Raw genomic sequence first — 12715 nt, 5'->3', positions numbered from 1 at the left:
TCCATTTTGTTGCCCACTCCGTGCGGACAAAATGGACTATCCGTCCATTTTGTCCTTTATGTGCTGCAATATTTTCTTTTCCAGCCGGGATACTTGCACTTGAGAGATGCCGAGCCTCGATGCCACTTCGGACTGGGTTTGGTCTTTGTAATAGCGCAAATAGACGATCAGCCTCTCACGCTCGTCGAGTTCTTCGATCGCTTTTTTTAAGGCGATTTTGTCAAACCATGACGCCTCGTCGGCGTCAGCAATTTGATCAAGCAACGTAATCGGATCGCCGTCGTTTTCGTACACCGTTTCGTGAATCGATGTCGGCAAGCGGACCGCCTCTTGAGCCAGAACAACGTCTTCTGGCGAAATGCCTAAATGGTCGGCGATTTCCGTAACCGTCGGCGCCCGCCCGCGCGTTTTCGACAGCTCATCTTTCGCCTTGCGGATTTTGTTGCCCATCTCTTTCAGCGAACGGCTCACTTTGACGGTGCCGTCGTCGCGAAGAAACCGCTGAATCTCCCCAATGATCATCGGCACGGCGTACGTCGAAAACTTGACGTCATATGACAGGTCAAACTTGTCGACCGACTTTAACAAGCCGATGCAGCCGATTTGAAACAAGTCATCCGCTTCATAGCCGCGGTTTAAAAAACGTTGAACGACCGACCAGACGAGGCGCATGTTTTTTTCAATAATTTCATCACGCGCTTCTTGATCGCCTTCTTGGCTGCGGCGGATCAGCTCTTTCATCTCCTGATCTTTGATTGGCGACTGACCTTGCTTGACATCGACATCCATAGGCATGTCTCCCTCAGTTACATAACGCTTTGCTTTTCACAATATGCTTTTTCAAATACACAGTCGTCCCTTTATTCACTTCCGATTCGACGATGACTTCGTCCATGAAGTTTTCCATAATGGTAAAGCCCATCCCTGACCGCTCGAGCTCGGGCTTTGTCGTAAACAACGGCTGGCGCGCTTCTTCGATGTCAGGAATGCCGACTCCTTCGTCTCTCACCGTCAAATGGACGACACCGTCTTCAATGATGACCGAAATGGAGACGATGCCGTTCGGATCGTTGTTGTAGCCGTGAATGATCGCGTTTGTCACCGCCTCAGAGACAACCGTTTTAATTTCCGTCAGTTCGTCCATCGTCGGGTCAAGCTGGGCGACGAACGCCGCCACAGTCACACGGGCGAACGATTCATTTTCGCTGCGGGCAGAAAATTGGAGGTGCATTTCGTTGCGCATTTACGCCACCCCCAATGCTTGCAAGGCGAATTGCTCATCCGCCTCAACGCGGATGATTTTAAACAGACCCGACATGTCAAACAGCCGTTTGACGGCCGGCGATACGGCGCATACAACCATCTGCCCGCCGACGTTTTTGATTTGTTTATAGCGTCCGAGAATGACGCCGAGGCCAGAGCTGTCCATGAACGTCAATTGTCCTAAATTGAGCACGATATGGCGGATCGCTCGGTTTTCGAGCACATCCGTCACTTGTTCACGCAATTCTTCGGCTGTATGATGGTCAAGCTCCCCAGACAGGCGAACGATGAGCACGTCTTGCTTCACTTCCAAGTCGATCGCGAGACTCACAGCGTGTTCCCCCTTGTCCATTTCAGGATATGGAGACATTTCGCTGCTGTCCGCCCGAAATCCTGCCGCCCGACAAAACTAGTGGTCGTTCGCCAAAGAGAGCGAAAAGACCGCAAAACTTGACATTATCCCACTTGCACGAAGCGGCCAAACACCCGCTTAAACAAATCCCAAAAGCTCGCTTCTTCGACCGTTTGCTTGGCGACGATCGGGCTGTGCAAAATTTCTTTTCCATCCTGTTTTAAAATGAGGACGCCAAGCTCATCGCCTTTGCGAACGGGTGCTTTCACATTGTCTTTCACTTTGATCACTTTTTCGATCTGCTCGACCGACTGTCCTTTTTTCGTCAGCACCGACACCGACTCCGACGTCACCGCTTCGACGGATGACCGTTTGCCTTTGCTTATGTTGACGCGGGCGACTGTTTCATTCCGTTTGTACACCTGGTGAGTTCGATATTGGGAAAACGCGTAATCGAGCATCTTCGTAATTTGCGCATTGCGCGATTTCGGCGTCGGTGCTCCAAACACAACAGCGATGACGCGCATGCCGTTCTTTTTCGCCGTGGCGGTCAAACAATATTTCGCTTCGGCTGTATATCCGGTTTTCAGGCCGTCAACGCCCGGATAAAATTTGACAAGCCGGTTCGTATTGACGAGCCAAAATTTTTTGTCCGTATTTTCGCGCAAATAGTCTTCGTACTTGCTCGTATATTTCGTAATATCTTCATATTTCAACAGTTCGCGCGCCATCATGGCCATATCATAAGCGCTACTGTAGTGATGTTCCGCCGGCAGGCCGGTCGCATTGGCGAAATGGGTGTTTTTTAAGCCAAGCTGTTTCGCTTTTTTATTCATCATCTCGACAAATGCTTCTTCCGACCCGGCGATCTGCTCAGCCATAGCGACCGACGCGTCGTTGGCCGAACCGATGGCAATGCCGTGCAGCATCTCATCGACGGTCATTTCCTCGCCCGGCTCGAGGAAAATTTGCGATCCACCCATTGACGCGGCGTATTCGCTCGCCCGCACTTTTTCATCGTAGGACAGCTTTCCTTCATCGATGGCTTCCATGATCAACAGCATCGTCATAATTTTCGTCATGCTCGCCGGCGGCAATGGTTCATGGGCATTTTTTTCATACAATACTTTGCCGGTGTCGCGTTCAATCAAAATGGCTGATTTCGCCTCATCGGCCAGCTTCACTTTCGCCTCCTTCATCTCTTTCGCCTCGGCATGGGCAGAAAGAGGAAGAAAAAGAAGAAACGGCAATAAAAGAAGACGAGTGACTTTCGTTTTCATCTCCCAAACCTCCATTCTTTATACATGCCATTTTTTCCAGGCGAGATATTTTTATACAAAAAACAGCTCATTTTCCAAAAAACAAAAAAAAAAAACGCCCGAAACACGCGTTTCAGGCGTCTTCTACTTGAACAACTGCTTTTTTCCTTGCGGATCGCCAGCGTCCCTCTCTATACGATGGTCTCATAAATGAGCGGCGGCCGAGCAACCGGCTGCGGCGACAGACGAATAGCCGCCTCGATCTTTTCTTTCACGTCAAGCACATCTGGCCGGTTGCTGTGAATCGTGGCGAGCGCTTCCCCTTTCTGCACGCGATCGCCGATTTTTTTATGGAGCACAATGCCGACCGCCAAATCGATCACGTCTTCTTTTTTCGCCCGGCCGGCGCCGAGCCACATGGCGGCCGTGCCGATGTCATCGGCGGCCATCTCGGCGACATAGCCGTCGGCAGCCGCCGTGACGGTCGACGTATAGGCCGCCTTGGGCAATTTATCCAGATCGTCGACGACCGATGCATCTCCACCTTGAGCGGCCAAAAACGTTTTGAACGCCGCGATGGCGGCCCCGCTGCGAATCGCCTCTTCAAGCAAACGGCGCGCCTCATCAAGCGATGGCGCCTTCTCCGCCAAATAGACCATATGGCTGCCGAGCGTCAAACAAAGTTCGGTTAAATCGTGCGGCCCGTTTCCTTTTAACGTTTCGATGGCCTCTTTCACTTCCAAGGCGTTGCCGACGGCATAGCCGAGCGGCTGGCTCATGTCAGAAATGACCGCCATCGTCCGGCGGCCGACGCGCTTGCCAATGTCGACCATCACTCGAGCGAGCCGGCGCGCCTCGTCAAGTTTCTTCATAAACGCTCCGGCGCCCGTTTTCACATCCAAGACGATGGCATCAGCCCCAGCGGCGATTTTTTTGCTCATGATCGACGAGGCGATGAGCGGAATGCTGTTGACGGTCGCCGTCACATCGCGAAGCGCATATAGCTTTTTGTCAGCCGGTGTCAAATCGCCCGTTTGGCCGATAATGGCGATTCCGTTTTCATTCACGAGTCGAATGAACTCGTCTTTGCTGATCTCGACATGAAACCCGGGCACGGACTCGAGTTTGTCGATCGTGCCGCCCGTATGGCCGAGGCCGCGCCCAGACATTTTCGCCACCGGCACGCCGACAGAAGCGACAAGCGGCCCTAAAACGAGCGTCGTCGTATCGCCGACCCCGCCGGTCGAATGTTTATCGACTTTCACGCCGCGAATACTCGACAAATCGAGCATTTCGCCGGATTGCACCATCGCCATCGTCAGCGCGGCCGTTTCTTCCTCGGTCATGCCGCGAAAATAAATCGCCATCGCGAGCGCGCTCATTTGGTAATCGGGAATGTCCCCGTTTGTATACCCTCGGACGATCCACTCAATTTCTTCCTTCGTCAGCGCCTTTCCGTCGCGCTTTTTCGCAATCAAATCGACCATTCGCATCGCGGTCACCTTTTTCGTTTTGATTTCGCCATTTCGGCGACAATCGCTTTCACAAGCCGCAAAAAGTCCGTCTTCACCCGCTCGGCCGTTTCAACCACTTCGTCGTGGTGAAGCGGAGCATCCGACATCCCTGCAGCCATATTCGAAATGCACGAAATGCCGAGCACCTCAATGCCGCCGTGGCGGGCGACGATCACTTCCGGGACGGTCGACATGCCGACCGCATCGCCGCCGAGCGTACGAATCATGCGGATTTCCGCCGGCGTTTCGTACGACGGCCCCGTATTGGCGACATATACTCCTTCATGCACGCAAACGCCAAGTCTCGCCGCCGTTTCCTTGGCGAGCTCGCGCAGCCGCCGGCTGTACGCTTCCGTCATGTCTGGAAAGCGAGGACCAAGCTCCGGATCGTTCGGACCAATGAGCGGATTTGTGCCCAGCAAGTTGATATGGTCGGAAATGATCATGAAATCGCCGGGCTGGAACCGTTCGTTGATGCCGCCCGCAGCGTTTGTCACGATCAATTCGCGGACGCCAAGCGCCTTCATCACCCGGATGGGAAACGTCACTTCTTGAAGCGAATACCCTTCATAATAATGAAACCGCCCTTGCATGGCGACAACGGTCGCCCCCTCAAGCCGCCCATATACGAGCCGTCCAGCGTGTCCTTCAACGGTCGACACTGGAAATCCGGGAATATCTTCATACGGAATGCGAACCGCCTCTTCGATTTCATCAGCGAGCACGCCGAGCCCCGAGCCGAGAATGAGACCGATTTCAGGCGGAGTTGGCATCAATGGGCGCAAATGACCGGAGGTTTTTTCAATCGCTTGTCGATCCATTCTTTTCCCCCTCATCGTTCTTTATGAAGTTAGGCCAAATCAGCCAAAAAGCTTGTTCCGTACGGCGGCCGGTTGACTTGGAAGTTATCCGCAATCGTTGCGCCGACATCGGCAAACGTCTCGCGGACTGGGAGCGGCTTGCCGCCGCGAAATCGCGGGCTGTACACAAGAAGCGGCACATATTCGCGCGTATGGTCAGTTCCATGGTGAATCGGGTCGTTGCCATGGTCAGCGGTGATGATAAGCAAGTCGTCCGCTGTCAAGCGCGGCAACACATCGGCAAGCCGGGCGTCAAACTCTTCGAGCGCATCGCCGTAACCTTTTGGGTCGCGGCGATGGCCGTATTTAGCGTCAAAATCGACGAGATTGACGAAACTCAACCCGGTAAAGTCCATGCCGAGCGTGTCGACGAGCTTATCCATTCCGTCCATATTGGATGTCGTTCGCAACGACTGGGTAACTCCTTCATTGTCGTAAATATCGGCGATCTTCCCGATGGCAATCACTTCATAACCGGCGTCTTTCAATTCATTCATCACCGTTTTGCCAAACGGCTTAAGCGCATAGTCGTGCCGGTTGGCGGTTCGCTCAAAATGGCCGGGTTTGCCGATGAACGGTCGGGCAATGACGCGCCCGACCATATACGGCTCGTCGCGCGTCAATTCACGAGCGATTTCGCAAATGCGGTACAATTCATCAAGCGGCACAACTTGTTCATGGGCGGCGATTTGCAAGACGGAGTCGGCTGATGTATAGACGATGATCGCCCCTGTTTTCATATGCTCTTCGCCAAGCTCTTCGATGATCGCTGTTCCGCTCGCCGGTTTGTTGCCGATCACGTTCCGGCCGGTGCGCCGCTCGAGCTCAGCGATCAATTCATCTGGGAACCCGTTCGGAAAGACGCGGAACGGCTTGTCGATGCGAAGGCCCATCAGCTCCCAATGGCCTGTCATCGTATCTTTTCCAGCCGATGCTTCCTTCATTTTTGTATAGTACGCGAGCGGGCGCTCGACTTTCGGCACCCCTTTGATCTCACGAATATGGCTTAGGCCGAGCTTCGCCATGTTCGGCATATAGAGGCCGCCGCGATACTCAGCGATATGGCCGAGCGTATCCGCTCCTTTGTCGTTGTATTTCTCGGCATCCGGCGCCTCACCGATGCCGACTGAATCCATCACAATCAAAAAAACACGCTGGTATGTCGTTTTCACATTCATTCCCCCTGCCTGCAATGAAAAATGGAGTCTCTTTCTATCGTTCCCGTATTTTCGCGAAAACACGCCTATGGCCAATTGGTCAGAAGTCTGACAACTAAAACGACAGGCAAGCGCCTAGCATACGGCAGCTGCTAGGCGCGCGGGTGGTACTGTTTGTACACGTCTTTTAGGCGCGTTTTCGTAACATGCGTATACATTTGCGTCGTCGAAATGTCGGCATGCCCAAGCAACTCTTGCACAGCGCGCAAATCGGCTCCGTTCTCAAGCAGATGCGTCGCAAACGAATGCCGAAGCGTATGCGGCGTCAATTCTTTTTCGATGCCGGCTTCTTTCGCGAGCCGCTTTAAAATTTTCCAAAACCCTTGCCGTGTCAACCGCTGGCCATAATGGTTCAAAAACAGCGCCTCCGTTGCCCGTCGTCGCAGATTGACAAGCTGCGGGCGCCCTCGCTCCAAATAGTGGGCAAGCGCTTCAATCGCCATGCGCCCGATCGGCACGATCCGCTCTTTCCGCCCTTTTCCATAGCAGCGGACAAACCCCATCGTCAAATGCACGTCGCTTAAGTTGAGCTGCACAAGCTCACTGACGCGCATGCCGGTCGCATACAACAGCTCCAGCATCGCCTTGTCGCGCAACCCAAACGGTGTGCTCACTTGCGGCGCTGCAAGCAGCGCCTCGACTTCCTCGACCGACAGCACTTTCGGCAGCGTCCGTTCAAACTGCGGCGTTTCGATATGGACGGTCGGGTCTTGCGCCGCGATTTTCTCCCTTAGCAAAAACTGATGAAACGAACGGATCGACGCCAAATGGCGGGCGATCGTCCGCGCCGATTGCCCTTGTTCGCTTAAAAACTTTAAAAAATGGAGAATATGGAGGCGCTCCACTTCGCCCCACGCCTGAAGCTGCTCGACTTGACGCAAATAGCGGACGTATTTTTTCAAATCGCGTTCATACGAAACGATCGTATTGTGCGCCAAATTCCGCTCCACCGTCAAATAATGCAGAAAATCTTTCAACTCGTATTCCAACGCTCTCTACTCCCCGTCGCGATAAAAAAATATCAGCCGGTCGAGCCAACTTGGCGGCGCACTCTCCGCCGCCGATACTTTGACCGCCGATCCCTTCGGCTCATCGTATCGGTGGTAATACTCGTACTCGCGGTTAAACCATACAAGACTATAATAAAATAAAATGGTGCATCCCGTAAATAAAAGAAACACTTTCACCATTTGCCAAACGGTTTTCATGGCATCCTCCCTATCAGCTGCTTGTCAGCTTGCTAGTATGAGGATATGCCATTTGTTTCGTTGTTTATACGCAAAAAACCTTTCCCGTTGGAAAAGGTTTTATTTTTCTTCATGCTTTTGCTGGCAACGGTGACAAATGCCGTGGAACGTCAAACGATGGTCTTTAATTTTAAATTTCCACTTCTCCTCAACAATCGCTTCGACATTCTCAAGCAAATCTTCTTGAATTTCCGCCACCGACCCGCATTCTAAGCAGATGAGGTGGTGATGAAAATGGGCCGCTCCTTCCTTGCGGAGGTCATAGCGCGACACCCCGTCCCCGAAATTGATTTTATCGACAATTTTCAACTCGGTGAGCAGCTCGAGCGTCCGATATACGGTCGCCAGTCCGATCTCTGGGGATTTTTCTTTCACGAGGAGGTAGACGTCTTCCGCGCTTAAATGGTCTTCTTCATGTTCAAGCAGGACTCTTACTGTCGCTTCCCGCTGTGGCGTCAGTTTATAGCCGGCTGAGTGCAGCTGCTTCTTAATTCGTTCCACACGATCTTCCATGTTTTCATTCCTCCCTCGCCATTCACCTCCCATTATAACAAATGTGCGCAGGAAGGTTCAAAGTATAATTACTATCACAAAAAAACAAAAATGATTACTACATAATAATTATTATTAAATTAGCGACCCATTTCACCACCTGTTTCATCAAGACCGGCGAAAGGTACGCTTCCACCGCCGAAGAGACAAGCAGCCCGAAGGCGGCCGCGGCCATCGCCGCGGCATAGCGCATCACCATCGGGAACACTGGCTCGTGCGGCCGTTTCATAAACTGATTGCGCACCATCCGCAAGGAAAACGATATCGACATCACACCCATCACAATCATGAGCGGAATGACAAGCAAATTTTGCGGCATCACCGAAACAAATGACAATAAAAACCCTTTCCAGCCCATTTGATTGACTAAAAAGCCGACGGTGAAGCCGACGACAATGCCTTTTAAAAACAGTAAAACCAAAATGACCGGCAGTCCGATGACGGAAATGCCGAGCACCCACATGAGGATCATATATTTGACGTTATGCATGTAGCTTTGACGGAACATGTCGTGGGCGCTTGCCACGTTGTCTTTTGATACTTGTCCAAAAAATTGCGCCAAGTAATAATACAAATCTTGCTTTTGGCTGAAGCCGAGGCTGTTGACGACAATGGCGCCGAAAATGACGCCCATGAGAAACAGGACGATGACAAACACGTACAGCGAAGCATGTTCACGCCAATGAACAGCGATAGCCGATTTCAGCGGATGGGTTCTCATTGTGCTTCGTCCTCCTACTTTGTCTCTTAGTAGATTGTATGTCCATCCGCTTTCGGTATGACTGTTTTTCTAAAAGGCTGGTGATGGAATAAAAAAGCAGCTCAACACCGACGTGTGACCAACTCCACGGGCGGCACGCCGCCTCGGTCCATTGGCGCATGGCTGGGCCAAGCAGCACGCACGGCATGATGATGAACGGCAGGAGCGCTGCCCGAGTGGTTACCCCTCCCACACTTTCCCGTATCTCCCACCGCCCCCGGCCTCGATATGGAGCGCACCGCTGCGGGCAAGGACGATCAGTTGGGCCAACTTTTCTCCCACCGTCTCCGCGATCTCTTCCTCCGCCGCCTCATGAAGAACGCTCATTTCCGTGCCAAAACGGGCGAGCAGCTTTTCATACGCTTTTGAACCAAGGCCGGGGATGAATTCAAGCGGCACTTGATAAATGTACGGCGGCCGTTTCGGCCCGCGTTCCGCCGTTTTCAGCTCCGCAAGCCGGTCAAACACGCCTTTCACGAAGCGATGATGGCCGCATGCCGCACAGCGGTCGACGTCCGGTACAACCGGCGCAAGGCAGCGCTCGCACACCGTCTGGTGATATTTTCCGAGTTTGGGATTTAAACCGTAGTTGGCGACAATCGCGCGCCCGTCTTCACCGCGCAGCGCTTTTTCCAATTCAGCAAACGTCGGGGCGGCGAGCCGCACTTCTTCATATTCGCGGGCGATTTTCCGCAGCGAATGGGCATCGGAATTCGTCAAGTACGGGTAGCGATGCAATTCGGCGATCTGGTCCGCCATCGCCGTGTCGGCGCTTAACCCAAGTTCAATGGCATCAATCCAATCCGGGTCAAACACTTCTGTCAGGCTGTGCTTGACCCCTTTTCCGTACAAGCTTTTAAACGGGGTGAACGCGTGCGCGGGAATGAACCAGCCGCCCTGCTCTTTCGCGGCAGCTTGCAGCTCGCGGCCGGAGGCGTAAACGCGCTGTGAACTGAGCGACATGTTCTTTACCCGTTTGCCAAGCCAGCCGGAAAACGTGCGCATCGTCTGCACAGTCGGCAAAAAAACGAGCACGTGGATCGGTCCATGGCAATGGTCGTCATATACTTCGATTTCACTGCCTAACAAAAGCGTCACTTTCCCAGCGCTGACGCCGCCCCCCTCATGTTCGCGCCAACCGTGCTTCTCCATTGCCCGCTCGAGCTCGTCCAGCACTTCGGGCACATGGCTGTCAATGACGCCGACGAGGTCGATCCCTTTCACCTCAGCCGCCTCATGCAAGATGTTCTCAAGCGTCAACGTCCGCGCCCCAGTAATTTTCACCGGGCGGCCCGAGGCGGTGCGGCCGATGTGAATATGTAAATCAGCATAATAACAGCCGAGGCCGCGCTCGTTTTTTTTATTCGGCATTTTGCTCCCCTAGCGCGCGGCGCAGCTGCAAATATTGCAAGGCGTATGCCGTTTTCGCATCGTAAATGTCGCGTTGTTGAAGCATCTCAAGCGCCTCCTCCAATGTCACTTCCAACAGCTCGACAAACTCATCTTCATCCAAACCGGCGCCGTCCTCCGCTTTTTCCAGCCCCTCGGCGACATACAAATGGATGAGTTCATCGGCAAACCCTGGGGATGTATAAAAGGAAATGAGATGGCGCATCGAATGGGCGCGGTAGCCGGTTTCTTCTTCGAGCTCGCGGTGTGCGGAAGCGAGCGGCTCTTCCCCATGTTCTAGCTTGCCCGCCGGAATCTCGACTAATGCGCGCTCCAGCGCTTTTCGGTACTGGCGGACAAGAACGATTTTCCCGTCCGGCAACAGCGGCAGCACCGCCACCGCCCCCGGATGTTTGATCACCTCGCGCCGGCTCGTTTTCCCATTTGGCAGCTCGACTTCCTCGATATACAAGTCAATGATGCGGCCGCTGAACAGCTTCTCTTTGCGGATCGTTTTTTCATACAGCTCCATGTTCATTCTCCCCTATCAAATTGGATCGATTCTTTTCCATTGTACTACATGTTTGGCCATTTTTTCGCTTCCGTTGTACAATGGACGTGTCATTGATCGCGAAAGGAGGCGCAAAAAATGAACAAACGCCGCATCGGCACATCGGATTTGTATGTGAGCGAAATCGGCCTCGGCTGCATGTCGCTCGGCACTGATGAAAACCATGCCATCTATCTCATCCATGAAGCATTGGAGCGCGGCATCAACTACTTGGATACAGCCGATTTATACGACCGCGGCTTAAACGAGGAATTTGTCGGCAAAGCGGTGAAAGGAAAACGCGACCAAGTCATCATCGCGACAAAAGTCGGCAACCGTTGGCGCCGAGACGGAAGCGGCTGGGACTGGGATCCGTCAAAAGCCTATATCAAACAAGCGGTCAAAGAGAGCCTGCGCCGCCTGCAAACGGACTACATTGACTTATACCAGCTCCACGGCGGCACGATCGACGACCCGATCGATGAGACGATTGAAGCGTTCGAAGAGCTGAAGCAAGAAGGCGTCATCCGTTGGTACGGCATCTCCTCGATCCGCCCAAACGTCATTCGCGAATATGTGAAGCGCTCGAACATCGTCAGCGTCATGATGCAATACAGCTTGCTTGACCGGCGGCCGGAAGAATGGTTCCCGCTTCTTCGCGAACATCACATCAGCGTGATCGCCCGCGGTCCGGTCGCTAGAGGCTTGCTCACGAGCCGCTCGCTTGAACAAGCGAGCAGCGCGGTGAAAGAACATGGATACCTCGATTATTCCTACAAAGAACTGCAGGCGCTCATCCCGAAGCTGAAGGAAAAAACGGCCGGGCGCCGTTCATTGACCGCGACCGCGCTGCAATTTTGCCTGTATGACCCGGTCGTTGCCGCCGTCATTCCGGGCGCAAGCCGGCTTCGGCAGCTTGAAGAAAACATCGCCGCCGCTTCCGCCCCGCCGCTTGATGCCGACGAATACGAATGGCTGAAACAAACGACAAAACGCTCGGTGTACGACGTGCATCGGTGAACTACCCCCACTTAATTTTCTAGCGAAAATTTGAAGTGGGGGCTTCCAAAGAAGTTTGACTGCTTCAAGCAATCCTTATTCTTTGAGGCGTGTCCACTTCGCCGCTAGAGCATAAGACACTCAGGTCTACAGCTTTACTTTTCTTTAAGATGTTTAATGCGCCATTGACATCAGCATTAATTAGTTCAGGCATTTCATATTTGTACTGAATCTCAAAGAACCTGGCATGATGCTTAGGAATGATTTCAATCTGCTTAATCTTTTTGTCCAGTAACACAGGCGGAATCGTTATCGTGATAGGCTTGTGAGTCTTTTTAAATAGGCGAGAATACGGTATCGTGAATTTGTTGCCGTCTATACGAATCTGGCCAATGATCAGTGAATGAAAGCCATCTTTTTTAAGATATTTTGGAATACTGATAGCCTTGTRGTCATATTTTCCTTGTTTGGCAAGACTGATCAAACCAAAGAAAGATTTAAAGGCTTCATTGACCTTTTTTAAAATTTGCTGTGCCATGTTGCTGTTTAACAGCTTATAGTTTTCGTTAGTTTTKGCAAGATGATAATTTTTCTCATAATTAAGAAATTCCTTGTGTTCAAAATAGTATTGTCTGACATTGTACAATCCGACGTTGTACATGTTCTTGGCAATATGGCACAGTTCTCGAAGAGTCAAGTATTCTTCTTTGGTCAAACCATTTAGCTGTTGTTTGATACAAAAATACATGTTTT

The 12715-nt window shown here is 52.3% G+C and carries 14 protein-coding genes and 1 pseudogene; 1 reads left to right on the top strand and 14 read right to left on the bottom strand.

Annotated elements, in window-relative coordinates:
* Positions 1-36 precede the first annotated feature (36 nt).
* From sigF to AP057_RS14975, 13 genes are all read right to left on the bottom strand, one after another.
* A complete protein-coding gene (sigF, locus tag AP057_RS15035; protein WP_033017150.1) occupies positions 37-789 on the bottom strand; it encodes an RNA polymerase sporulation sigma factor SigF in 753 nt (250 codons plus the stop codon).
* Between the two features lie 13 nt (positions 790-802).
* Positions 803-1243, bottom strand: coding sequence for an anti-sigma F factor (spoIIAB, locus tag AP057_RS15030; protein ID WP_033017151.1), 441 nt, complete (start codon positions 1241-1243; stop codon positions 803-805).
* Positions 1244-1594 carry an anti-sigma F factor antagonist gene (gene spoIIAA / locus AP057_RS15025; RefSeq protein WP_011231792.1) on the bottom strand — a complete coding sequence of 117 codons (351 nt, stop codon included), beginning with the start codon at positions 1592-1594 and terminating at the stop codon, positions 1244-1246.
* Between the two features lie 125 nt (positions 1595-1719).
* Complete coding sequence (locus AP057_RS15020) at positions 1720-2895, bottom strand: D-alanyl-D-alanine carboxypeptidase family protein (RefSeq protein WP_033017168.1); 1176 nt, start codon at positions 2893-2895, stop codon at positions 1720-1722.
* Between the two features lie 170 nt (positions 2896-3065).
* A complete protein-coding gene (locus AP057_RS15015) occupies positions 3066-4367 on the bottom strand; it encodes a pyrimidine-nucleoside phosphorylase (protein ID WP_033017153.1) in 1302 nt (433 codons plus the stop codon).
* Positions 4368-4372: 5 nt separating this feature from the next.
* Entirely contained in the window at positions 4373-5209 is an 837-nt protein-coding gene (locus AP057_RS15010) for a purine-nucleoside phosphorylase (protein ID WP_033017154.1), read from the bottom strand.
* A gap of 29 nt (positions 5210-5238) precedes the next feature.
* Positions 5239-6426, bottom strand: a complete 1188-nt coding sequence (gene deoB / locus AP057_RS15005) for a phosphopentomutase (RefSeq protein ID WP_183083998.1) — start codon at positions 6424-6426, stop codon at positions 5239-5241.
* 131 nt (positions 6427-6557) lie between these two features.
* The gene (gene xerD / locus AP057_RS15000; protein WP_033017155.1) at positions 6558-7454 is read right to left on the bottom strand and encodes a site-specific tyrosine recombinase XerD; all 897 of its coding nucleotides are present in this window, start codon (positions 7452-7454) and stop codon (positions 6558-6560) included.
* Positions 7455-7460: 6 nt separating this feature from the next.
* The gene (locus AP057_RS14995) at positions 7461-7673 is read right to left on the bottom strand and encodes a YqzK family protein (protein ID WP_033017156.1); all 213 of its coding nucleotides are present in this window, start codon (positions 7671-7673) and stop codon (positions 7461-7463) included.
* A 99-nt stretch (positions 7674-7772) separates the two neighbouring features.
* Positions 7773-8225, bottom strand: coding sequence for a Fur family transcriptional regulator (locus tag AP057_RS14990; protein WP_033017157.1), 453 nt, complete (start codon positions 8223-8225; stop codon positions 7773-7775).
* A 97-nt stretch (positions 8226-8322) separates the two neighbouring features.
* Positions 8323-8985, bottom strand: a complete 663-nt coding sequence (gene spoIIM, locus AP057_RS14985; protein WP_055359112.1) for a stage II sporulation protein M — start codon at positions 8983-8985, stop codon at positions 8323-8325.
* A 219-nt stretch (positions 8986-9204) separates the two neighbouring features.
* A complete protein-coding gene (locus AP057_RS14980) occupies positions 9205-10395 on the bottom strand; it encodes an endonuclease Q family protein (RefSeq protein WP_049625004.1) in 1191 nt (396 codons plus the stop codon).
* Positions 10385-10945 carry an NUDIX domain-containing protein gene (locus tag AP057_RS14975; RefSeq protein ID WP_049626213.1) on the bottom strand — a complete coding sequence of 187 codons (561 nt, stop codon included), beginning with the start codon at positions 10943-10945 and terminating at the stop codon, positions 10385-10387. The genes AP057_RS14980 and AP057_RS14975 overlap by 11 nt, the downstream gene beginning before the upstream one ends.
* Before the next feature lie 117 nt (positions 10946-11062).
* Between AP057_RS14975 and AP057_RS14970 the strand changes: the two genes are divergently transcribed.
* On the top strand, positions 11063-11983 hold the full coding sequence (locus AP057_RS14970; protein ID WP_033017162.1) for an aldo/keto reductase: 921 nt from the start codon (positions 11063-11065) through the stop codon (positions 11981-11983).
* A 115-nt stretch (positions 11984-12098) separates the two neighbouring features.
* Here AP057_RS14970 and AP057_RS14965 read toward each other — a convergent pair.
* A pseudogene (locus AP057_RS14965) lies at positions 12099-12710 on the bottom strand (RNA-guided endonuclease TnpB family protein); the annotation flags it as partial.
* Positions 12711-12715 lie beyond the last annotated feature (5 nt).

Origin of the sequence: Geobacillus sp. Sah69, from assembly GCF_001414205.1 — a bacterium.
In the GTDB taxonomy this organism is placed as follows: domain Bacteria; phylum Bacillota; class Bacilli; order Bacillales; family Anoxybacillaceae; genus Geobacillus; species Geobacillus stearothermophilus.
Note: the sequence above shows the minus strand (reverse complement) of the source record. Positions and strands in the feature narration are given on the sequence as shown.